27 protein-coding genes, 1 tRNA gene, 1 pseudogene and 1 riboswitch are annotated in these 19,519 nt (G+C 63.7%); of the genes and pseudogenes, 12 read left to right on the top strand and 17 right to left on the bottom strand.

Features of this window, described 5'->3' with window-relative positions; all coding sequences use genetic code 11:
• Positions 1-39 precede the first annotated feature (39 nt).
• Positions 40-1,482 carry a sodium:solute symporter family transporter gene (locus BM388_RS05210; RefSeq protein WP_089847912.1) on the bottom strand — a complete coding sequence of 481 codons (1,443 nt, stop codon included), beginning with the start codon at positions 1,480-1,482 and terminating at the stop codon, positions 40-42.
• Between the two features lie 83 nt (positions 1,483-1,565).
• A riboswitch (TPP riboswitch) is annotated at positions 1,566-1,685 on the bottom strand.
• A gap of 454 nt (positions 1,686-2,139) precedes the next feature.
• Between BM388_RS05210 and BM388_RS05215 the strand changes: the two genes are divergently transcribed.
• The 6 genes from BM388_RS05215 to BM388_RS05240 all read left to right on the top strand — a co-directional run bounded on the left by BM388_RS05215 (position 2,140) and on the right by BM388_RS05240 (position 6,272).
• Positions 2,140-3,081: an ABC transporter ATP-binding protein gene (locus BM388_RS05215; protein ID WP_089847914.1), complete on the top strand. Its 942-nt coding sequence runs from the start codon at positions 2,140-2,142 to the stop codon at positions 3,079-3,081.
• Entirely contained in the window at positions 3,078-3,851 is a 774-nt protein-coding gene (locus BM388_RS05220; protein WP_089847916.1) for an ABC transporter permease, read from the top strand. The genes BM388_RS05215 and BM388_RS05220 overlap by 4 nt, the downstream gene beginning before the upstream one ends.
• 5 nt (positions 3,852-3,856) lie before the next feature.
• Positions 3,857-4,693, top strand: coding sequence for an NADPH-dependent 7-cyano-7-deazaguanine reductase QueF (gene queF / locus BM388_RS05225; protein WP_089847918.1), 837 nt, complete (start codon positions 3,857-3,859; stop codon positions 4,691-4,693).
• Positions 4,694-4,993: 300 nt separating this feature from the next.
• Complete coding sequence (locus BM388_RS05230; RefSeq protein WP_089847920.1) at positions 4,994-5,554, top strand: nitroreductase family protein; 561 nt, start codon at positions 4,994-4,996, stop codon at positions 5,552-5,554.
• A gap of 4 nt (positions 5,555-5,558) precedes the next feature.
• Positions 5,559-6,062, top strand: a complete 504-nt coding sequence (locus tag BM388_RS05235) for a YiiD C-terminal domain-containing protein (RefSeq protein ID WP_089847922.1) — start codon at positions 5,559-5,561, stop codon at positions 6,060-6,062.
• 122 nt (positions 6,063-6,184) lie between these two features.
• Positions 6,185-6,272, top strand: a tRNA-Ser gene (locus BM388_RS05240).
• Between the two features lie 92 nt (positions 6,273-6,364).
• Here the strand turns inward: BM388_RS05240 and BM388_RS05245 are convergent.
• The 13 genes from BM388_RS05245 to BM388_RS05295 form a co-directional block, all read right to left on the bottom strand.
• A complete protein-coding gene (locus tag BM388_RS05245) occupies positions 6,365-7,531 on the bottom strand; it encodes an Arm DNA-binding domain-containing protein (protein ID WP_089847924.1) in 1,167 nt (388 codons plus the stop codon).
• Positions 7,532-7,669: 138 nt separating this feature from the next.
• Complete coding sequence (locus tag BM388_RS17525; protein WP_139233893.1) at positions 7,670-8,086, bottom strand: hypothetical protein; 417 nt, start codon at positions 8,084-8,086, stop codon at positions 7,670-7,672.
• Between the two features lie 91 nt (positions 8,087-8,177).
• A complete protein-coding gene (locus BM388_RS17530; protein WP_139233894.1) occupies positions 8,178-8,489 on the bottom strand; it encodes a hypothetical protein in 312 nt (103 codons plus the stop codon).
• A gap of 75 nt (positions 8,490-8,564) precedes the next feature.
• Positions 8,565-8,873 (bottom strand): hypothetical protein, encoded by a 309-nt coding sequence (locus tag BM388_RS05250; protein ID WP_089847926.1) that lies wholly within the window; start codon positions 8,871-8,873, stop codon positions 8,565-8,567.
• On the bottom strand, positions 8,863-9,078 hold the full coding sequence (locus BM388_RS05255; RefSeq protein WP_089847928.1) for a TraR/DksA C4-type zinc finger protein: 216 nt from the start codon (positions 9,076-9,078) through the stop codon (positions 8,863-8,865). The genes BM388_RS05250 and BM388_RS05255 overlap by 11 nt, the downstream gene beginning before the upstream one ends.
• A 3-nt stretch (positions 9,079-9,081) precedes the next feature.
• Positions 9,082-9,471, bottom strand: coding sequence for a DUF7673 family protein (locus BM388_RS05260; protein ID WP_089847930.1), 390 nt, complete (start codon positions 9,469-9,471; stop codon positions 9,082-9,084).
• The gene (locus tag BM388_RS05265; RefSeq protein WP_089847932.1) at positions 9,468-9,809 is read right to left on the bottom strand and encodes a hypothetical protein; all 342 of its coding nucleotides are present in this window, start codon (positions 9,807-9,809) and stop codon (positions 9,468-9,470) included. The genes BM388_RS05260 and BM388_RS05265 overlap by 4 nt, the downstream gene beginning before the upstream one ends.
• A 17-nt stretch (positions 9,810-9,826) precedes the next feature.
• Positions 9,827-12,493 carry a toprim domain-containing protein gene (locus BM388_RS05270; protein WP_089847934.1) on the bottom strand — a complete coding sequence of 889 codons (2,667 nt, stop codon included), beginning with the start codon at positions 12,491-12,493 and terminating at the stop codon, positions 9,827-9,829.
• A gap of 57 nt (positions 12,494-12,550) precedes the next feature.
• On the bottom strand, positions 12,551-12,931 hold the full coding sequence (locus tag BM388_RS05275) for a hypothetical protein (protein WP_089847936.1): 381 nt from the start codon (positions 12,929-12,931) through the stop codon (positions 12,551-12,553).
• A 21-nt stretch (positions 12,932-12,952) separates the two neighbouring features.
• Entirely contained in the window at positions 12,953-13,198 is a 246-nt protein-coding gene (locus BM388_RS05280; protein WP_175535034.1) for an ogr/Delta-like zinc finger family protein, read from the bottom strand.
• Positions 13,195-13,383 carry a hypothetical protein gene (locus tag BM388_RS05285; protein WP_089847940.1) on the bottom strand — a complete coding sequence of 63 codons (189 nt, stop codon included), beginning with the start codon at positions 13,381-13,383 and terminating at the stop codon, positions 13,195-13,197. Before BM388_RS05285 ends, BM388_RS05280 begins: the two co-directional genes overlap by 4 nt.
• A gap of 37 nt (positions 13,384-13,420) precedes the next feature.
• Complete coding sequence (locus BM388_RS05290) at positions 13,421-13,624, bottom strand: hypothetical protein (protein WP_089847943.1); 204 nt, start codon at positions 13,622-13,624, stop codon at positions 13,421-13,423.
• Positions 13,625-13,663: 39 nt separating this feature from the next.
• Positions 13,664-13,879: a hypothetical protein gene (locus BM388_RS05295; protein WP_089847945.1), complete on the bottom strand. Its 216-nt coding sequence runs from the start codon at positions 13,877-13,879 to the stop codon at positions 13,664-13,666.
• Between the two features lie 338 nt (positions 13,880-14,217).
• Here BM388_RS05295 and BM388_RS17795 point away from each other — a divergent pair, with 338 nt between their 5' ends.
• The 5 genes from BM388_RS17795 (at position 14,218) to BM388_RS17540 (ending at position 17,020) form a co-directional block, all read left to right on the top strand.
• Complete coding sequence (locus BM388_RS17795; protein WP_175535035.1) at positions 14,218-14,658, top strand: S24 family peptidase; 441 nt, start codon at positions 14,218-14,220, stop codon at positions 14,656-14,658.
• A gap of 27 nt (positions 14,659-14,685) precedes the next feature.
• The gene (locus tag BM388_RS05305) at positions 14,686-14,889 is read left to right on the top strand and encodes a hypothetical protein (RefSeq protein ID WP_089847949.1); all 204 of its coding nucleotides are present in this window, start codon (positions 14,686-14,688) and stop codon (positions 14,887-14,889) included.
• A 74-nt stretch (positions 14,890-14,963) separates the two neighbouring features.
• Positions 14,964-15,311 (top strand): hypothetical protein, encoded by a 348-nt coding sequence (locus BM388_RS05310; protein ID WP_089847951.1) that lies wholly within the window; start codon positions 14,964-14,966, stop codon positions 15,309-15,311.
• 90 nt (positions 15,312-15,401) lie between these two features.
• Positions 15,402-16,154 carry a hypothetical protein gene (locus BM388_RS17535; protein ID WP_139233895.1) on the top strand — a complete coding sequence of 251 codons (753 nt, stop codon included), beginning with the start codon at positions 15,402-15,404 and terminating at the stop codon, positions 16,152-16,154.
• A 2-nt stretch (positions 16,155-16,156) separates the two neighbouring features.
• Positions 16,157-17,020 (top strand): hypothetical protein, encoded by an 864-nt coding sequence (locus tag BM388_RS17540; RefSeq protein ID WP_139233896.1) that lies wholly within the window; start codon positions 16,157-16,159, stop codon positions 17,018-17,020.
• 142 nt (positions 17,021-17,162) lie between these two features.
• Here the strand turns inward: BM388_RS17540 and BM388_RS05315 are convergent, their stop codons facing one another.
• The 3 genes and pseudogenes from BM388_RS05315 to BM388_RS05325 form a co-directional block, all read right to left on the bottom strand.
• On the bottom strand, positions 17,163-18,440 hold the full coding sequence (locus tag BM388_RS05315) for a Y-family DNA polymerase (RefSeq protein WP_089847952.1): 1,278 nt from the start codon (positions 18,438-18,440) through the stop codon (positions 17,163-17,165).
• Positions 18,437-18,877, bottom strand: a complete 441-nt coding sequence (locus BM388_RS05320; RefSeq protein ID WP_089847954.1) for a LexA family protein — start codon at positions 18,875-18,877, stop codon at positions 18,437-18,439. The genes BM388_RS05315 and BM388_RS05320 overlap by 4 nt, the downstream gene beginning before the upstream one ends.
• A 35-nt stretch (positions 18,878-18,912) precedes the next feature.
• Positions 18,913-19,179, bottom strand: a pseudogene (locus BM388_RS05325) (IS1595 family transposase); the annotation flags it as partial.
• A 68-nt stretch (positions 19,180-19,247) separates the two neighbouring features.
• On the opposite strand from BM388_RS05325, the gene BM388_RS05330 reads away from it, so the two are divergent.
• A partial coding sequence (locus BM388_RS05330; protein ID WP_175535036.1) for a transposase occupies positions 19,248-19,519 on the top strand: 272 nt, incomplete at its 3' end.

Below are 19,519 nucleotides of genomic sequence, written 5' to 3' on the forward strand. Positions count from 1 at the left end.
GCGAAACGCCCCTTTCGAGGGGCGTTTGCGTGTTACCCGTTACCCCTCGAAGCGTCGCGCGCCGGCGCTCAGTACCGCAAAGTCGAAGCGCTGCTTCGCCGGCAGCAGCGCCAGCAGTGCCAGCCCCGTCACGACTGGCATGAAGGTGGCGAGCAGGAAGGACTCCATCAGGGTGGTCAGGGCGTCGCCCGGCGCCGGGAAGAGGGTGAGGCCGGCGACCAGGCCGCTGAGGGTGGCCAGCACCGCGGCGCGCCCGTCGAAGCGGCGGTTGAACAGCCCGAAGAACACCGGGAAGGCCGCCGCGCAGCACAGCAGGTCGGCCAGCAGGAAGAGATACAGCACGCTGTAGCCCTGGGCGGCCACGAAGGTCACCGGCAGTGCCAGCAGCAGGATCAGCCAGCGCGACAGGCGCATCAGCCGCGGGCCGCTGGCGCCGGGCAGCAGGCGCCCGCCGTCCACGGCGATCATGCTCGAGGCGGCGCTGATAGTGGTGTCGGCGCTGCTCATCACCAGCGCCAGGCCCAGGAAGATCAGCCCCACCGCGAACCAGCCCGGGATGTCGGCGAGCAGCACGCTGAACAGCGCCACCGAACCGTCGCCGGGCAGCCCCAGCCCCACGAATGCCAGGCCGAACAGGCCCATCACGAAGATCATCGGCGCGCTCAGAAGGCCGCCGAGCAAAAAGCCCAGGCCCACGGCGCGGTTGCTCTGGGCGGCATAGACGCGCTGCCAGTTGCCCTGATAGAAGAGCCCGGTCAGCATCACGGCCAGAAAGAAGGTGAGGCCGGCCTTGAGGCCGCCCAGGTCGGTGACGTCCAGCAGCTGCGGCGCCGTCGCCTCGAGCCCGGCGAGGGTGGGTTCGAGGCCGCCGGCGGCCTGCCAGCCGACGATCAGCAGAACGGCGAGCAGCGGCAGGATCACGATCATCTGCACCTTGTCGGTGAAGATCGAGGCGCGCAGGCCACCGTAGAGGGTGTAGAGCAGGGTGGCGGCCATCACCACCGAGCTGGTTACCCACAGCGGGACCGGCGCCAGCAGCCCGACCATCTTGGCGATGGCGGTGATCCCCGCGGCCAGCGAGATAAAGAGATAAAACAGCATGATGACCAGGGTGAAGGCGTACATGGGGCGCCCGTAGCGGCTCATCACGAATTCGGTGAGCGAGTGCCCGCCCGGCGAGAGCTCGCGCAGGCGCCGCCCCAGCGGAATCATCACCAGCCGGGGCGCCAGCGAACCGAGCGCATAGCCGGCGATGGCGCCCAGGCCCCCCCAGGTGGCCGCCTGGGCGGGGCCGAACAGGATCCAGGTGCCCAGCGTCGAGGCCATCAGGGTCAGCACCGTGGCGGTGGCGCTCTGGCTGTTGCGGGCGATGATGAAGTCTTCGAGGCTCTCGTGGTGGCGGCGGGCATAGAGCAGGCCCGGCACGGCAAAGAGCGCCGCGAAGGCGATGAGCCACCAGAAGGCGTGGGCGGTCGACAGCATGACGTTCTCCCTAGCATGGAATGGCCCGGCGTGATGCCGAGCGTCGCTACGAGAGGACGCAGTTGCGTTGGGTGAGAAGCGTGGCCGAACGGCACTTCCTTCCCTTCGCCGGCATGATCCGGATCAGGTTCGAAGGGTTACCGGGCGTGCCGCGAGGCACGCTGCCGGAATCTCAGTCCGCGAGGACTCCCCCAGGAATGCGCTCCAGCCTAGGGCCCCGGCGTCACGGGGTCAACACGCGGTGCGCGGGAGCGATGAGCCTGCGAACCGTCATGCCAGTGGCGTAAGATGGTAGGCCGCGACGGGCGCGCAGGCATCGGTCGCTGCCTGATGTCCGGCTCGAGCGGCGGAAGGCAGGTTGGATCTGGCGAGGGGCGCCGAGGACAGGTCGAAGAGAGGGGGCCTACGCCAGGGATGGCGTCGGTAGCGCCCAGGGAGGGGGTCACAGCGCCCCCTCGTTGGTCCGACACTTCGGGACCTGTCGACGGATCAGCCCCGAGCGATAGCGCCAACTGCAATAGCCCTGCGGCGGAGGGGCGGCGGCTTGAATTGCGCCGTGGCGCCCCCATCTCAGCGCCCCGTGTGCCGGGACGCGAGCGGGTTTTTTCCGGCGCGTGTCGCCGCGGCACCCCATTCATCTTCTGTACGGGATCTTTCATGGCCGAACCGGCTCTGTCCATCCGTGGCCTGACCAAGGTCTACGGCAATGGCTTCGAGGCCCTCAAGGGCATCGACCTCGACGTCGCCCAGGGCGACTTCTACGCCCTGCTGGGCCCCAACGGCGCCGGCAAGTCGACCACCCTGGGCGTGGTCTGCTCGCTGGTGCAGAAGACCGCGGGGAAGATCACGATCTTCGGCATCGACGTCGACACCGACTTCGCCCGGGCCAAGTACCACCTCGGCGTGGTGCCCCAGGAGTTCAACTTCAGCCAGTTCGAGAAGGTCATCGACATCGTGCTGGCCCAGGCGGGCTACTACGGCATGTCGCGGCGCGAGGCGCTGCCCCGCGCCGAACAGCTGCTGCGCGACCTGAGCCTGTGGGACAAGCGCAACGGCCCCGCGCGGATGCTCTCCGGCGGCATGAAGCGCCGGCTGATGATCGCCCGGGCGCTGATGCATCGCCCCAAGCTCTTGATCCTCGATGAGCCCACCGCCGGCGTCGACATCGAGCTGCGCCGCAGCATGTGGGAGTACATGCGCCGCATCAACCGGGAGGAGGGTGTCACCATCATCCTCACCACCCACTATCTCGAGGAGGCCGAGAGCCTCTGCCGCCGCGTGGGCATCATCAACCACGGCGAGATCGTGCGCGACACCAGCGTGCGCGAGCTGCTCGCCGAGCTCGATACCGAGACCTTCCTGCTCGATCTTGCCCATCCGGTGGCGGCGGCCCCCGAGGTCGAGGGCTTCGAGATCAGCCGGGTGGACGACGCCCAGCTGGCGGTGGTGGTGCATCGCGGCCAGCGGCTCAACGACGTCTTCGCAGCGCTCAGCGAGCAGGGCATGCAGGTGATGTCGATGCGCAACCGCGCCAATCGCCTGGAGGAGATGTTCGTCTCCATGGTGGAAGACGACCAGCAGAAGGAGGCGCGCCCATGAATCCCCAGCAGATCGCCATCGCCCTCTGGACCCTGGTGCACAAGGAGATCAAGCGCTTCACGCGAATCTGGCCGCAGACCCTGCTCCCGCCGTCGATCACCATGACGATGTACTTCATCATCTTCGGCAACCTGATCGGCTCGCGGATCGGCGAGATGGACGGCTACAGCTACATGGACTTCATCGTCCCCGGGCTGATCATGATGGCGGTGATCACCAACAGCTACTCCAACGTGGCGTCATCCTTCTTCTCCAACAAGTTCCAGCGCTCCATCGAGGAGATGATGGTCTCGCCGATGCCCAACTGGGTGATCCTCTCCGGGTTCGTGCTCGGCGGCATGGCCCGGGGCCTGGGCGTGGGGCTGATCGTCACCGGGGTGTCGCTGTTCTTCACCCGCATCGAGGTGGCCCACCCGCTGCTCACGGTCTTCGTGGTGGTGCTGACCGCGGCGCTGTTCGCCATCGGCGGCTTCATCAACGCCCTGCTGGGCAAGAAGTTCGACGACATCTCCATCGTGCCGACCTTCGTGCTGACGCCGCTGACCTACCTGGGCGGCGTCTTCTACTCGATTTCGCTGCTGCCGGACTTCTGGCAGGGCGTCTCGATGCTCAATCCCATCCTCTACATGGTCAACGTCTTCCGCTACGGCTTCCTCGGGGTCTCCGACATCCCGGTGGGCTGGGCGCTGGCGGCCGTGCTGGCCTTCATCAGCGTGCTCTACGGCGTCGCGCTGTGGATGCTGAAGCATGGCAAGGGCATCAGGAGCTGACAGACATGACCCAACATCGACCCGACACCCTCACCCACGCCCCGCTGGGGCGTGAGTCCGCCTATCCCGAGCACTACGATGCCGGGCTGCTCTATCCCATTCCCCGGGCCGCCAACCGCGCGCCGCTGGGCATCGAGGAGGGCGCCTTGCCCTTCGTCGGCGAGGACGAGTGGCATGCCTTCGAGGTCTCCTGGCTCAACGCCCGGGGCAAGCCGCTGGTCGCCGTGGCGCGCTTTCGCCTGCCGGCCGAGTCGCCCTACCTGATCGAGTCCAAGTCCTGGAAGCTCTACCTCAACGGCTTCAACCAGACCCGTTTCGAGAGCCGCCAGGCGGTGATCGATACCCTGCTGCGCGACCTGGCTCAGGCGGCCGGTGCGCCGGTCGCGGTTGAGCTGCTCGACCTGGACGACGCGGCGCTGGCGGTGAAGCGCCTGCCCGGCGAGTGCCTGGACGACCTGGACATCGAGGTCACCGACTACACCCCGAGCGCCGCGCACCTCACGGCGGGGGAGGAGATCGTCGAGGAGACGCTCACCTCGCACCTGCTCAAGTCCAACTGCCCGGTCACCGGCCAGCCCGACTGGGGCAGCGTGCTGATCCGCTACCGGGGCCCCAGGCTCGACCGCGAGGGGCTGCTGCGCTATCTGATCGGCTATCGCCAGCACCAGGACTTCCACGAGCACTGCGTGGAGCACATCTTCACCGACCTGATGGCCCGCGCCCACCCGGAGCGGCTGCTGGTGCTGGCGCGCTACGTGCGCCGCGGCGGGCTCGACATCAGCCCCTGGCGCGCCACCCCCGGCGAGCGGCCCCCCGAGCCGCTGCGGCTCTCTCGGCAATAAGGACGCGCAGCAGAGAGGCACGAGGCGGGCAGGGCTATCGCAGTTACGAAAGCCGAGGGGCGCTGGGGGCAAGCTGACGAGGAGATCCTACGCCAGGGATGGCGTCGGTAGCGCCCAAGGAAGGGTTCACAGCGCCTCCGGAAGGCCGGCCCCGCTCGCAGGCTTGCCCCCAGATCAGCCCCGAGCGATGTATCTATCTGCGATAGCCCTAACGAGGAGGGCGCCGGCACGACAGTCGCCCGGGCAGCTGATAGAGTGACGAGAAAGATTCTCGTCTGAAAAACCCAAGGGAGAGACTCAATGGACGCGCTGACGCTGCTGCACGAACGCAGTTCCATGGGCAAGCTGATGGGCCCGCCGCCGAACCCCGAACAGCTCGAGGCGATCTACCGGGCGGCCCTGCGCGCGCCGGACCACAAGGAGCTGCGCCCCTGGCGCTTCATCGAGTTCTCCGGCGAGGGCCTCTCGCGCCTCGGCGAGCTGTTCGCCGAGGCCGAGTTCCGCGAGGATCCCCACGCCTCTGATGCCACCCTCAACGCGGCCCGCAAGAAGCCGCTGCGCGCGCCGATGATCATCGCGGTGATCGCCAAGGTCACGCCTGACGAGCCCAAGGTGCCGAAGATCGAGCAGGTGATCTCAGCCGGCTGCGCCGCCCACGGCATCCTGCTCGCCGCCCACGCCCAGAGGCTCGGCGCCATGTGGCGCAGCGGCAAGTACGCCTTCGATCCCACCGTGCGCAAGGGGCTGGGGCTCGCCGAGGACGACGAGGTGGTGGCCTTCCTCTACCTGGGCACCCTGGGCGGGCGCCACAAGCCGCTGCCCGAGCACGACATCGACGCCTTCGTCGAGCGCTGGGACTGAGCCCATGCGCGAGATCGGCGTTCCCCACCCGCGCCTGCCGCTGCCCGCTGTCGGGGGCGAGGACGACATGGCCGCCTTCCTCGCCTGGCTGGGCGAGGCGATCCCCATGGTAGGGGCGCTCGGCATCCGCGAGATGACCCGCGACGACGAGCGCCTTACCTGGCAGCTCGCGCTCACGCCCAGCCTCAACGACAAGGGCACCGGCTTCGGCGGCGCGCTCGCCGCCCAGACGACCCTGCTCGGCTGGTGCTGGACCACGCTCTGGCTGCGCCGCCGCGGCCTCGCCCGGGACGTGGTGGTCGCCGAGTCCACCCAGCGCTTCCTGGCGCCCGTGACCGGCGACTACCGGCTGGTCTGCGAGCCCGAGGCGGACGACGGCCCCGCCAGCCTCGCCGAGCGCCTGGAGCGGCGCGGCAAGGGGCGCATCGCCCTGGTCCAGCGTCTCTGGTGCGGAGACACTCTCTGCCTGGAAGCGCGGGGCGACTACGCGGTGCTGCCCGAGGCCTGAGCCGGGCGGCATGGGGTCGCATGAAAACCGCGAAACTGGCTTGCATTCGCGGACTTAAGTCGTTAGTATATGCGCCGTTCTTGAGCAAAAGGCCACGCGCCAGAGCTAAAGGATAACAATGCGGAGGGGTGTCCGAGTGGTCGAAGGAGCGCGCCTGGAAAGCGCGTAAGTCGAAAGGCTTCGAGGGTTCGAATCCCTCCCCCTCCGCCACCGAATTTTAAAGGGGAATCAACATCTTATGTTGATTTCCCTTTTTCGTTTCTGGCCGTTGGGAAGGGTTTTGGGAACAATCCTGGGAATGGTCAGAGCTCGAGCAGTTTCTCGATCATGCTGGGCACGTCCTGGCCGTCGGACTTGATCCATTTGCCGTAGCGGCGCTGGATCATGTTGATGGTGGAGTGGCCGACATGGTTCGAGATCCAGTGCAGCGGCACCACGCCCAGCGATAGCATCTGGCTGATGAAGGTGTGCCGGCACTGGTTCGGGCTGCGATATCTCACCCCGGCCTTCTCCAGGTGGGTCTTCCAGAAGCGTTGCCGGATCGCGTTCTCGTAGAACGGTTTGCCGCTCTGGGAATTCAGGAACACCAGCCGAAGCTTCTCCTTGCGCACGGTGCGGTTGTCACGATCGACGATCTCGTAGGGCTGCGCCGGAAGTTTGCCGGTCAGCGCGTACTGCTCCTGGAGCGCTTCCCGCGCCGGTTTCAGCAGGTGGTGGACTCGCGTCGATCGCTTGGTCTTCGTCACCTTGAATCGTCCGCGCACCACTGCGCGCCGGTACCGAATGATGCCTTTCTCGACATCAAGCACGTCTTCCCATGCCAGGGCCTGGGCTTCGGAGATCCTGGGGCCGTCGTAGAGCGCGAACTGGATCAGGTTGAGCTCCTGAACGCGCTTCGTCGGCGTGGTGAGTATCTTGTCGATCTCGCTCCGGCTGAACGGGTCAGGATCCTCGTCGTCCGGCAGGCGGATGGTGATGCCCAGCGTCGGATCGAAGGCCTTCTTGTTGCGTGTGGCGTAGAGCCGGAAGGTCTGCCGCATGATGCTGACGATCTCCTTGATCGTCTTGTTCGACAGGTGCTTCGCCAGGTCTTTCTGGATCCAGTCCTGGAGCTCGATGTGGTCGATCGCATCGGCTTGTTCGCCGCCCCAGCGCGGGCGCACGTGCGTCTCGGCCTTCGACTTGATACCTCGAAAGCTGGAGTAGGCGAGCTCGTTCTCCTTGATGGCCAGCCACAGGTCCAGGTAGTAGCCGAACCGGCTCTCGTGAAGGCGCTTCGATTCCGGGAAGTGGCGGGCATAGTCGAAGGTGCCTGCCTCGATCTCGTAGTTGATGATGGTCGCCAGCCGTCGGGCGTGCTCGATGTTGCGCTCCGTCGCCGAGCCCGGGAGCGGCTCGCGGCAGAGATCTCCCTGCCACCGGAAGTAGACGCGCACGGTGTTGCCGCGTACCTCGACGCCGTCTGCCATGATGTGCCTCCTTGGTACTGTACTCTTATACAGTCTAAGGCAATCTTAGAGAGCTTGGCAGGGGTGGAAGCACGGTGGATTTCTTTCTTATACCGTTATTTATGGAGGCGAGTTGAGCCGCCCAGAGGGGCGGTGTGGCTAGTTCTTGTCTTGGTGCCTGGATTGCCAGCGAGAGAAGCGGTTATAGATCTTCAGAAAGGTTTCGGCGGCTTGTGGGTTGGTGTCCAGCTCTGACCAGGTGCGCACGCCACATGCCTGACAGAGCCAATCGCGTGCCTGCAGGCCGTCATGGGTTCCATCCTGGCATTCCCTTTCAGACTTGCCGAATTTCTGTCGCTGACGTTGATCCAGGTAAAGAGGGAAGGCGTACCCTCGACACATCTCGGCAGCTAGGGCGGCGACACTATCTTCTGGCCGGACATTCGTGGACGAGACGGATTTCATCTCGCTTTCTTCTTCCTGGATGGGTGCCCCGAGAAGCCGCTCGAAAACAGGTCGCACTGATGGGTGAGCGAGCGCGCTGTCCGGGGAAACCTTGTATGGATCGCGGTGCATGCTGCCCTCCATGGCTATCATGATCCACTATGGTGTGAGGTTGCTTCTATCATCAGCCTGATTATTACAGTGGGCTGAGAAATATTTCTAGTTATGCTTGTAATTGGTTGAGGTTCCTCTCCAGCTCGGCTTTGGCTTCAAGAGCTGATACTGCCTTCCACTTCCAGTAACCACCGCGATCTAGCGCTTCCACCTGCTGGTTATCGAGGCAGTGAAAGAAATAGCCAATATCATTTATCAGAGAGAGCATTTCTGACTCAGGAACCAGGTGAAACTCATTGTTTATCCGGGCAACAACGTACGGAATATCAACGTTTCCTGATTCTTCGCGCAATGCTAGGCAATAGTCTGCAATGTACATCTTGGCTAGGCGTAAGCGCTGACCTTCGATTTTTCCCCACATGTCTGCTCACCTCATTCCAGATTGCTTTTCCCCTGCTGCTCGGTAGCTGACAGGGCACGGCACTATCCCTTCTGCCTAGCGCCGAGATTTCAGAGTGGCAACGTTTCTCTGAACTCGCCAGCGGCCATAGCGCCGGCGGATGCTCTGGAAGGTGTTGGCAGCCTGTCGATCGTGATCCAGCTCTGCTCGACTCTCAATCCCGCAAGCGGCGCAGAGCCAGTCCCGGGCATCCTGCTCATCGTGAGTGCCGTCGGGCAGCTGGCTCTCGGTGAGGGCGAACTTGTGGCGCCGGCGGCGATCCAGGTAGAGGCGGAAACGTTCATCTCTGCACAGCATGGCGGCTTGGCGGGCCAGCGGCCCGCCTTTGGTTGGCTTATCGGACATGGCGGCCCCTCCGTTCCCTCAGCCCCTGGCACTCGATGCAGGTGGTCGCCCAGGGCGCGGCCTTTCGGCGAGCGGCAGGGATTTCGTAGCCGCAGTCGTCGCATTCCTCGGCGTCGGCGACCGCATGCAGGGCGGGGCGGTTGGCCAGGGCCGCTTCCTGGCGGCGTTCCATTATCTCGGCGGCTACGTCGGCACTATCAGCCATCGTTCAGTCCTCTTCCTTGTGGGTTTCGAGCAGCCAGAAGCGCTGCATCAGGCGGTCGCCGTCGTCCAGGTACTCGTGAAGCTCGCGGCCGGAGTAGGTGGCCCACTCGATGACGACCAGGGCAGCGTCCTGCAGGTCGCGGTCAATCACGCGTAGGCGCGTGAGCTCGAGCGGCCACTCGGGGCCGTTGTAGACGGCCAGCAACAGGCGCCGGCAGTGGTGGCTCTGGCCGCTGTCGCCCTGGGCGACCTGGGCCAGTCGGTTCAGCGCCGTGGGGCCTAGCTTCTCGATCCGGGCCAGGCGCCGCTCGGCGTCGGCCTCGGCGGCGTGCATGGCTTCAAGGGCCTGGCGATTGCGCTCGCTCAGGCGCTGGCTGAGGTTGGGCATAGTCATGAGGCGCTCCTTGCGTGGTGGGGTTGTGTCACTGCCCGGCGGGCGTGGTGCGCGGGCAGGTGGTCGATGGTGATGCCGAGTCTGTCGGCCACGTGGTCGAGGCCGGCATCGGTGAGTTCGGTGCGGCCGTAGTGGGTCCAGCCGCAGATGGGGTGCCAGTAGACGCCGGTGGCCACCAGCACCAGGCGGGTGTTGCCGCGTCTGTTGCGTCGATATGGCCCGGCGGGCAGGTTGTCGTTGCCCAGCACACCGGCCTCGCGCAGCCGGCGGGCGAGGGTGTTTCGGTCGAGGTTGAGCAGGCTGGCGGCCTGGTCGAGGGTGTAGGTGCGGTGGCGCATGGCGATCTCCTCCCTGGTCAGGCCTGGAACACCCAGCACTTCACGCTGGCGTTACCCAGGCGGATCTGGCTGCGGACGGTGCGGTTGGCGTCGACGAACTTCCGGGTCTTGCTGGACTTGAGGTAGCGCTTGAGCTCGCGTACCTCGGGGATGCGCAGCTTGTAGTCGGCGCAGCGGCGCTCGAAGTCTTTGAGGTTGATGGCCACCAGGTCGCTGTTCTTGCCGTAGTGGTTGAGCAGCGGCTCCTCGGAGAGCCCCTCGAGGTACTCGACGGCCTCCCAGAACTCGGCGACCAGCGGGTGATCGGCATTGATGGACTGCTGACGCTCCCGTCCCATCTCCCGAACGTGGCCGCAGGCCATGTCGATCGTCTGGGCGTCGAACAAGCCCAGCCCCTCGGGGCCGAGGCACTCCACCAGGGCCATCAGCTGGCCGTGGCACTTGGCGATGCGCAGCACCTTGATATCGGGGTCTTCGGCGAGGCGCTCGGCGTATTCCCGGGCGCGCCGGGTGATCAGTTCGAGCAGCTCGGCCTCGCGCTTGGCCACGTCCAGGGCGAACTGGCTGACATGCTCGAGCTCGGCCTTCTCCAGGGCCTCGGCCAGTTCCTTGGTCTGGCGGGTCTGGCCTTCGCGGGTGAAGTGCAGATGGCAGATGCGGGTCTGGATCGCCTCGCCGGCCTGGACGGCGGCGTTCTGGCTGATCACGATGCTGCCGCGGAAGGGCGGCTCGTAGGTGTCGTTGCCGCCGTTCTTCACGCCGCGGGCGCGGATCGAGCGGCCGTTGAAGGCGGTCTTGAGCTCGTCCCAGTCGAACTGCTTCTGCTTGGCGCCTCCTTCCTGCTCGCGATCGGACTCGATCAGCACCACCGGCAGGTTGGCCACCTGGGCGAAATTGCGAGCGCGGGCCGGCATGGTCGCCTTGCTGGGGTCGAAGCCCTCGTAGTCGCGGCGGCCGACCAGCTTCCAGAGGAATTCGATCAGCGTGGACTTGCCGGCGCCGGCCTCGCCGACGATCTCCAGAAACGGGAAGCTGCCCATGGCACCGCGGATCTGCTCGGCGAGCAGGCTGCCCAGCCAGTAGGCGGTGGCCACCACGCCCTTGGCGCCGAAGGCGCCGAGCAGCTGGCGGGTCCAGTCGGTGCGGTAGGCCTCGCGGTCGGGGTTCAGGTGCAGGGCGACCGACTGGCTCAGGGTCTTGAGGTGCTTGCTCGGTGAGAGCGGGAAGTAGTCCTCGGCGTTGATCGGCACGACCTTGCCACCGGCCACGGCGAGATCGCCGAACACATAGGCCCCGTGCTCCTTGCTGTAGCCGATGTAGTCGATCGTCTCGACCGTCTTGATGTTGCCGATCTGGTCCTGGAGCAGGGTGTCGAGCTGCTGGCTGGTTCCTGTCCACACCGCGCCCGGGGCCACGCCCAGCAGGCGCTTCTTGTACTCGGAGGCCGAGGCCAGCTGCCCGCCGCTGAAGGTGTTCTTCACCGCCGGCCGGCCGTCCGGGAACTCGATGCGGTAGTAGTACCAGCTCTCGTCGGTGACGGCGTTGGCCTGGTAGTAGAGCGCCGTGGGGAAGCAGGTGCAGATGCGCTTCACGCTGCCGGCCTGCTCCAGGGCGGCGTCGCGCTGGGCCGGATCCAGGCTCTGCTGATCGTCGCCGTCGGCACCCTCGGCGCGTACCGCCCGGTCGAAGGCATCCACGTCCAGCTTCCACCACCAGATCTGGCGCTTGAACTCGAACCAGCACTCCCGGCGCTCGGTGCGCTTGTAGAGGATCAGCGCCTTGGCCATGGCCGTGGGGGCTAGCAGCAGGTCGCCGTGGTAGCGGTAGGTGGCGTAGTGCTCGTCGGTCAGCTCGCCGCGCTGGTGGGCGTCGTTCCAGTCGTGCTTGCCGCTGCCGGGGATCTGCGCGGCTCGGCACTCCCAGCCCTCGGCGCGGGCGCGTTTCACGTGCTTGAGGGTGGCGTTCTGGCCGGCGCGGTTGCTGTCTAGCGCCCACACCAGGGTAGGGCGGGCGACGCCTTCGGCGTGGGCGGCATCGGCCAGTGCCTTGAGCGCATGCTCGGGGTAGTTGGCGCAGCTCATCGCCGAGACGGCGGCCTTGCCGTGGTGGTAGTGGGCGATGGCGTCGAAGATGCCCTCGACGATCCACACCTCGTCACCGGTGGCCAGGTCGGCGGTGGTCAGCGCCTTCGGCTGCCACCAGTAGCCCTTGTAGCCACCGACGAAGTTCGCCTTCTGCTTGCCGAAACGCTCGGGCCTGTCGAGCAGCCGCTCCCAGTAGGCGCCGCCGGGCAGGGCGAAGCGCACCGTGGCGGTGCCGCCGATGCCGGGTTTCCAGTAGCTCTCCTGGGTGTACCAGCCGCGGATACGCTCCAGGTCGAAGCCGCGGCCGTCGCGCAGATAGCCATCGGCCACCGGCGTGGCGCTCTCGGCGCGCTGCTCGGGCACGTCGTAGCGTTCCGTCCAGCTGGAGAACAGCTCCGGGAACAGCGACTTCACGTGCACCTGGCTGCCGCAGTTGTTCTCCCGCCCGCACTTGAGCATCCACGGCGCTTCGGCGGCGATGTAGGCCTCGCGCTTGCCGCAGTCCGGGCACAGCACCTTCTGCAGGTACTGGCCGCGTTCCTCGGCGCGGTAGTCGCGCTGCAAGCGCGCAAGAATGTCCTGGCGCAGCGATGGATTCACGCTGGGCCTCCTTTTACTCGTGAACGGGGAGGGTGTTGCGGGGCGACGGGCGCCGGGTCAGTGCTCGAGGACGACGGGGCGGCGCCGATCGCGATCGACGACCACGGCGCGATCGTCCTGGCGGGCCTGTTCGAGCACGCGCATCAGATCGGTGACGGTGAACACCACCGGGCGGCCGCCCTCGGTGCGCAGCACCACCACGTGCGAGGTGCAGGCATCGACATCGATGCGGGCGGTCTGGTTGGTGGCTTCCAGATCGGCGTAGGCCTGAATGGCCACCAACTCGGCGTTTTCCTCGGTCATCTCGTGGTCGACGACCAGGTGCTCGATGCAGTTGGCCAGGGCGTTGACCCGATTCTCCCAGCGGTCGCGGAACAGCCGCGCGGCGGCGATGTTGTGCGGGTCCTGGTGCTGGGCGATGGATGTCACGTTGTTCATGGCGATCTCCTTATCGTGGAATCAGTAGCTGCCGGCCAGCAGCTGCTCGCGCAGCAGGCGGCGAAGTTCCGGGTCGGCCGGAATCTGCACGTCCGGCTGCGGGTTCTGGCTGGGGGCCCGGGTGGTGACGAACTCGATCTGGATTTTTCCGCCCCAGCCGCATTCGGGATTCACACACTGGGCGTAGGCCCAGTAGAGAGCCGCGTTGGGACGGACGCTGGAGCGCGTGGCGACGCTCTCTCGGCAATGCGGGCAGGTGATCCTCACCGGTTTTCTCCTTTCACTTCGTAGAGCGCTCGACCGCGGCCGGTGAGCCCCTGGGCGCCTCGGCGGATGCGCCGGCGCAGCAGCCACTCGGCGGCCTGCTGTCGGGTTTCCAGGCCCTGCTGCTCGCGGGTGGCGTCGAGCACGGCCGTCATCTGCGGGTCGAGCTCCATGGGTTGTTCCGGCATGGGGAACCTCGAATGCACGGTGGATGTGGTGCTGGTCTCAGCCCGCGCTAGCGGCGACAGTGTCGGTGAGCGTGGCGAGGTCGATGCCCAGTACCTCCTGGGCCTCCTTCATCATCATCTGGCGCATCACCTCGGCCTTCGGGACGCCCAGGTAGTTGGCCAGCGCAGTGATCACGTCCTGCTCGTACTGGTCGAGGTAGACGGTGGCCTTGGAGCGAATGCGCTTTGGGTCCTGGTACATGGCGGAATTCCTTATGCGGCAGAACAGGACGGGAATGGGTCAGGAACGAGACGCCTGTTCGGTTTCGGCGTCGTACTGCTCGATGCCCTTGATCAGCAGCATCCGAGTCGTGCTGGACAGCGAGCGCATCTCCAGCTCGGCGATGTCCTCCAGCTTCTGGCGTTCCTGCGGGGTGATCTGGGTCATCACGTGGGCGGTGCAGCCGCGGGGAGAGCGGGACACCACGGGGCGAGGGCTGTTGTCGTCAGTGCTCATCGGGTAGGCTTCCCTAAGGTTGTCTAAGACTACGTTTTCAAGATTGGTGGAATATATACACCGTGTCAAGCGCAATGGTGGAAGAAATCCCCTCACGCCTGAGGGAAGAGCTGAATCGGCTTAACCTGTCGATGGCGGCTGCAGCCCGCAATGCCGGGGAGTCAAGCTCTCAGAGACTGAAGGATGTGCTGTCCGGAAGGCAGAAATGCCCAGTGGATTTACTCGCCCGTCTGGAATCTCTGGGGGTGGATATATTCTACGTTTTGACCGGGCGACTCCACGCGGAAACTGAGCCGGAGGCATCTGCTTTCCGTGTGGAAGATGGTTCGCCGGTTGGTTTGGGCAGCCAGACGCCGAGCGCCGACGCGGTGCCGGTGGCGATGTACGACATCGAGGCCGCCGCCGGGGCCGGCCGCAGCCTCGAGGCCGAGCCGATCAAGACCACGCTGTACTTCCCGCCGGAGCAGCTCTCGGCGCTGGGGCTTTCCCCGGGCCGGGTAGCCGGCGTGCAGGTACGCGGTGATTCGATGGAAGGCACCCTGGAGGATGGTGACTGGACGCTGGTCGACCTGGGCAACACCGACCCGCGTCAGGAAGGAGTGTTTCTGCTGCTGATCAGCGGCGAGCGGCGCATCAAGCGCGTGCAGCGCCTAGCCGGCGGTGCGCTCTACTTGATCAGCGATAACGAGCATTACCAGCCCGAGATGATCCCGCCCGAGCGTATGCGCGAGGTGGAGATCCTGGGGCGCTGCGAGGTGCGCATCGGGCGGATCTCATGAAGTAAAACCGAGCAGGGAGAATGCTGAATGAAGGTTAGTATCAATAAATTAAGCGTTGACATGGAAGTTAAGCAGCGCGGTGTTGAGTTTCGTGTTTACGATAATCAAGACAGTTTTCGTGGTGATATGTACGTGGTGAATACTGGTCTTATTTGGTGCAAAGGTAGAACAAAGAAGGAAAACGGCATCAAGGTGACCTGGGAAGAATTTATTGAGTTGATGGAGGAGTAACTGCTCCTAAATTAAGGCGGCAGAAGACCGTCACCAAAGCGCCCGGTAGGGCGCTATACGCAAGGAGAACAAGGATGAAAGCGATCAAGGTGGCGGCTAACGCGGCGGTACTCGGTACATGTTTGGTATCGATATCGGTCGGTGCTCAGCAGGTTCCCCGCTTCAACGTCGAGGCCCATTGCGAGCAGGTGGCCAGCATCAGCGGCGACTCCAGCAACATGCTGTACAACAGCTGCATCGACATAGAACAGACGGCCTACAGCGGGCTCAAGGGCCAGTGGTCGAGCCTGCCGGCCAATATCCAGAACCATTGTCGCGACGTGGCAAGCGTTACCGGACCGGGCAGCTACAGCCTGCTAGAAAGCTGTGTGGACATGGAAGTGTCCGCCGGCAACAACCGCAGCGAATTCAGCTTCGATTGAGGGCTTAGTTAGGTCATGAATAACTCATCTATTGAGCTCTTAGAGCCTGAGTCCGTAAGAAGCCTCCGTGGCAGAACTCCCGATGGTCGAATGGCTGAAACGTATGCCTGTGACATTTCATGGGAGAACGGCGTTCAGGGGCGAGGGTTTCTCAAGTGTTTTCCAGCTTCACGCAGCTTGGGTGTAGTCAATGAGCTGACTGGGTATCTCATTGCAAAGGCCTGCGATTTACCCGTGCCACAGCGGGCGGGTATTGTGCAATTGAATCAAGCCTTGGTTGATTCAATGGAGATTAAAAACTGTCCGGAGGGTGTGTATCGCTACGCGTTTGCAGTTAGCGAGTCCCCCGGGCGGTCTCCCAACTCTATTTACGCAGGTCTTCCCGAAGCATTGGCGGCTACCGCGACACGTGAGATTCTTCAGGGATGGCGTGGTCTTTCCCCTTTGATGGCATTCGACGATTGGGCGGCAAACCAAGACAGAAACCTGGGGAATTTCTTGATCGATGAAAAAGGTGAAATATTCGTCATTGATCACAGCAATATGCCGGTCGACATCTGCTGGACTGCTGATGCGCTCGCGCCAGAGGGTCGTTTTCGGAATATCTTGATTGAGATTATGACGTTAGGCGGCAATGTTCCCATTGAAGAAGGATTTGTAGTCAGAGCTGCAGAGCGCCACCCAGACGTCTATAATTCCATAAAGGATGAGCTGAGGGATTGGTGGCAAGCATTCCTTGGAAATGACCCATCGCGTAGGGCAGCGATTGAATCGTTCTTCCACAACCGGGCCGAAAACGGTTCTGATCGGCTAAGCCAAAAACTTTCGACTATGCCGGTGTGACTATGCTTAATATTGACGACATTTTCCGGGAGAAACAAAGTGCTGCCCCGTGCTTAGTCAAAGGGAAGTGGTACCGTGTTCAATGGACACCAGATCTTTCGGCTGGAGAAAGGCTGAATTTGGGTGTTGCTTTTCTGCCGCAACAAGGTACGCCGTACATTCAGACAATTGACGATTTTGGTCGTCTTCGCTGTCTTTATGATGACAGGGCAGAGTTTCATGCGAAGCTCGCTTGTCGGGTGGCAGAGATGATGATCGAGTCTGAGCCGAACCCAGAAAACTGGACCTCCCCACAACTTAGTGTTGTTGAAGGGGGATTTGCCCAAGGTGAAAGTGCTGAGGAGATCGTCGAGCGAATGATGGGGGACCTTGTTCCTCTCAGCGCTCCACGTGGCTATCGTTCTACCAGGCACTCTCCGATTACAAAAAAACGTGCGTACAGAAGGATAAACGACTCATTGGCTTTCAGGTTAGGTAATGAGTATCGTCGACATGTCCCTGAAGACCCTAAGGTCAAAACAGAGTTAGGTATCAATCTATTTTTGCCTTTTCGAAGGGAGCGCGATGGGCATGAAGCTGCCACAATTGTCTCAGCAGACTTCACTAAGCCTGAAAAAATTCAGGGTGAGCTTTACCTAGGTCATAGAGATGTGTCCGTGGCTACTACTGAAAAAGCCTTTCGGAATGGGACGATTTTCATTCTTCGTCCTGGTGGAAATATGAAAGATGCAGATTTGAGAGCAGCTGAAGAAGAGGTGAAGGATTTCTCTCTTTACTTAAAGAGTCTTCGTGTCCCTCATTTCCTAGGAAAAGATACGGATGAGTTGACCGATGCTATCAAAGAATGGTGCCTAGAAGTGGCTTAATAAGCCCGACAGTTGAGTCCCGCAGATGTGGGGCTTTTCTTATTCTAGGCATAGTGATCACTCTTTCTTTCAGGCTATGAGGGTAGGGTGAGTGGTGTAGAACATTCGTCACATCTGACGTCATACACCTGTGACGATGTTATCAGGTCCGCACTTTCGGCAGCTCGATCCACTGCGTCGTCCATCGCGGCGTGCGGTGTGCGCAGCGTAGGTGCCAGGCGGCGTTCTGGCGCGGCACGCCCAGGCGCACCGTTCCCTTGCCCATCTTCCCGTTGAGTTCGTCCAGGGCGGCCATCAGCTTGTGGTCGCGCTCGCGCTGTGCTTCTCGCTCGGGCGTGTCGAGCAGCGAGAGCTGCTCGCGGTTGGCGTCTACCAGGTCGAGCAGCATCACGCCGCCTTTCATGAAGCGATACCCACGGCGATAGATCGCCTGGAGCCCCTGCTGGGCGGCGGCCAGGATCAGGCGGCTGTCGTCGGTGGGCTTGGGCAGTTCGACGACGACGCTGGGTGAGTACTGGGGCAGGTCAGACCGGTGGCGGTTGGTCTTGAGGAAGACGAGCACTGCGCGGGCGTGGCTGTCCTGCTGGCGGAGCTTCTCGGCGCTGCGCTGGGCGTGCTGGCGGATGGCGTCCTGCAGGTCGCCCAGTTCGCCGGTCAGCCGGCCGAAGGAGCGCGAGGTCATGATGCGCTGGCGGGGCTCGCTGGCGTCGTTGAGCTCGATGCAGGGCGTGCCCTGGAGCTCGCGCACGGTGCGCTCGAGGGTGACAGAGAAGCGCCGGCGGATGGCCTTGGGGTCGGCCTGGCGGAGATCCCAGGCGGTCTCGATGCCCTGTATGGCCAGCCGCTCGACCAGCCGGCGGCCGACGCCCCAGACGTCGCCTAGGGTGGTGCGCTCGAGCCGGCGGCGGGTGTCGTCGCCGTCGGCGTTCATCACGCATACGCCCTGGAATTCGGGCAGCTTCTTGGCGGCTCGGTTGGCCAGCTTGGCCAGGGTGCGGGTGGGCGCGACGCCCACGCAGACGGGGATGCCGGTGAACTGGCGCACGTTGCGGTAGAGCGTGCGCGCGAGTGCCTGGGTGGCGGCGGCGTCGAAGCCTTCGAAGCTCACGAACATCTCGTCGATGGAGTAGGGCTCGACGCCCGCGGAGAACTCTTCGAGGACCTCGCGCACCCGGGCGCTCATGTCGCCGTAGAGCTCGTAGTTGGATGAGAGCAGGTGGATGCGGCCCTGGTTGACCCACTGCTGCAGCTCGAAGGCCGGGGTGCCCATCTCGACGCCCAGGGCCTTGAGTTCGTTGGAGCGAGCGATCACGCAGCCGTCGTTGTTGGACATCACGCCCACCGGCACGCCCTCGAGTCGCGGCTGGAAGACCCGTTCGCAGCTGACGTAGAAGTTGTTGCAGTCCACCAGCCCGATCATACGGGGTACTCGTGGATGACCGAGCGCACTACGCCCCACACCTGGCAGTCGAGGTTGGCGACCGGGATCGGCGCGTACTGGCTGTTGCCGGAGCACAGGTAGGGCCGCTTCCCGATCATCTCGTAGCGCTTCACGATCACCTCGCCGTCGACCAGGGCGACGACGATGTGCCCGGGGCGGGCGTCGATCGAGCGGTCCACCACCAGGGTGTCGCCGTCATGGATGCCGAAATCGACCATGCTGTCGCCGGTGACGGTCATGAAGAAGGTGGCGGCGGGGCGCTTCACCAGCCGCTCGTTGAGGTCGAGCGTGCGGCCGACGTAGTCCTCCGCAGGCGAGGGGAAGCCAGAGATGCCGGCGCGGATGGTGGCCAGCGGATGGGGCAGGGCGCGGTACGGCGGTGCCGGGTGCGGATGATGGATCTCGGGATCGCGCATGGCGGTGCCTCTTGTCAAAGACTGTTTGTTTATGGCTATGTTGGTATCTGTTGTTGGTCTGCGCCTATCGCCTTGCGAAACCACGCTTCCTCTGCTGGCTTCGCGATTTCAAACAACCGTCGCCATGCCAGGTAATTGGGTAAATACTCGGTCCCCACCCCATGAAAGCGCGTCATCCAGCCCTTCAATCGGCTCATATAGCTGTTTACGTTCTGAATGTGGTATTCCTTGCCAAGCACTCGCTGATTGTCGAGTGTGATCAGTCGATGATGAGCAATGCCATGGTCGGCAGAGAAGGTTTTATCCCGGCTTATTCATGAGGGCGTCCTGAAAACGAAGATGGCGAGTGGTTTTCTCTTGTAGAATCAAGATGTTCCTGCCAGAACACGATTCAAGAGGACCACTCGCCATGGGTGAAACCCTAACGACCTGGTCGCCCTCGTGCAACGGCTCTGTCCGTGTCGAGCTGAGCGGCCACCGCACCACCAGCGACAGCGGCGCTCTCCTGCTGCGTGAAACCCTCGACAACAGTGGCGTGATCGAGGCGCTCGAAGACAATCTGGTCGATCGACGCCACCCGCTGCGTATCCGCCACTCGTTGGCCAGTCAGCTGCGCACCTTGGTCATGCAGCGGGCGATGGG

Source organism: Halomonas saccharevitans, from assembly GCF_900116405.1.
In the GTDB taxonomy this organism is placed as follows: domain Bacteria; phylum Pseudomonadota; class Gammaproteobacteria; order Pseudomonadales; family Halomonadaceae; genus Halomonas; species Halomonas saccharevitans.

Excerpts from the sequence above, each read along its gene's own strand:
- BM388_RS05260 (WP_089847930.1), bottom strand. The coding sequence starts at position 9,471 with ATGACTATGCCCAACCTCAGCCAGCGCCTGAGCGAGCGCAATCGCCAG.
- BM388_RS05215 (WP_089847914.1), top strand. The coding sequence starts at position 2,140 with ATGGCCGAACCGGCTCTGTCCATCCGTGGCCTGACCAAGGTCTACGGC.
- BM388_RS05320 (WP_089847954.1), bottom strand. The coding sequence starts at position 18,877 with ATGCGCGATCCCGAGATCCATCATCCGCACCCGGCACCGCCGTACCGC.
- BM388_RS17530 (WP_139233894.1), bottom strand. The coding sequence starts at position 8,489 with ATGTGGGGAAAAATCGAAGGTCAGCGCTTACGCCTAGCCAAGATGTAC.
- BM388_RS17535 (WP_139233895.1), top strand. The coding sequence starts at position 15,402 with ATGGCTGAAACGTATGCCTGTGACATTTCATGGGAGAACGGCGTTCAG.
- BM388_RS05210 (WP_089847912.1), bottom strand. The coding sequence starts at position 1,482 with ATGCTGTCGACCGCCCACGCCTTCTGGTGGCTCATCGCCTTCGCGGCG.
- BM388_RS05275 (WP_089847936.1), bottom strand. The coding sequence starts at position 12,931 with ATGAACAACGTGACATCCATCGCCCAGCACCAGGACCCGCACAACATC.
- BM388_RS05245 (WP_089847924.1), bottom strand. The coding sequence starts at position 7,531 with ATGGCAGACGGCGTCGAGGTACGCGGCAACACCGTGCGCGTCTACTTC.
- BM388_RS17525 (WP_139233893.1), bottom strand. The coding sequence starts at position 8,086 with ATGCACCGCGATCCATACAAGGTTTCCCCGGACAGCGCGCTCGCTCAC.
- BM388_RS05235 (WP_089847922.1), top strand. The coding sequence starts at position 5,559 with ATGCGCGAGATCGGCGTTCCCCACCCGCGCCTGCCGCTGCCCGCTGTC.
- queF (WP_089847918.1), top strand. The coding sequence starts at position 3,857 with ATGACCCAACATCGACCCGACACCCTCACCCACGCCCCGCTGGGGCGT.
- BM388_RS05255 (WP_089847928.1), bottom strand. The coding sequence starts at position 9,078 with ATGGCTGATAGTGCCGACGTAGCCGCCGAGATAATGGAACGCCGCCAG.
- BM388_RS17540 (WP_139233896.1), top strand. The coding sequence starts at position 16,157 with ATGCTTAATATTGACGACATTTTCCGGGAGAAACAAAGTGCTGCCCCG.
- BM388_RS05310 (WP_089847951.1), top strand. The coding sequence starts at position 14,964 with ATGAAAGCGATCAAGGTGGCGGCTAACGCGGCGGTACTCGGTACATGT.
- BM388_RS05290 (WP_089847943.1), bottom strand. The coding sequence starts at position 13,624 with ATGTACCAGGACCCAAAGCGCATTCGCTCCAAGGCCACCGTCTACCTC.
- BM388_RS05285 (WP_089847940.1), bottom strand. The coding sequence starts at position 13,383 with ATGCCGGAACAACCCATGGAGCTCGACCCGCAGATGACGGCCGTGCTC.
- BM388_RS05305 (WP_089847949.1), top strand. The coding sequence starts at position 14,686 with ATGAAGGTTAGTATCAATAAATTAAGCGTTGACATGGAAGTTAAGCAG.
- BM388_RS05220 (WP_089847916.1), top strand. The coding sequence starts at position 3,078 with ATGAATCCCCAGCAGATCGCCATCGCCCTCTGGACCCTGGTGCACAAG.
- BM388_RS05230 (WP_089847920.1), top strand. The coding sequence starts at position 4,994 with ATGGACGCGCTGACGCTGCTGCACGAACGCAGTTCCATGGGCAAGCTG.
- BM388_RS05295 (WP_089847945.1), bottom strand. The coding sequence starts at position 13,879 with ATGAGCACTGACGACAACAGCCCTCGCCCCGTGGTGTCCCGCTCTCCC.
- BM388_RS05315 (WP_089847952.1), bottom strand. The coding sequence starts at position 18,440 with ATGATCGGGCTGGTGGACTGCAACAACTTCTACGTCAGCTGCGAACGG.
- BM388_RS05250 (WP_089847926.1), bottom strand. The coding sequence starts at position 8,873 with ATGTCCGATAAGCCAACCAAAGGCGGGCCGCTGGCCCGCCAAGCCGCC.
- BM388_RS05265 (WP_089847932.1), bottom strand. The coding sequence starts at position 9,809 with ATGCGCCACCGCACCTACACCCTCGACCAGGCCGCCAGCCTGCTCAAC.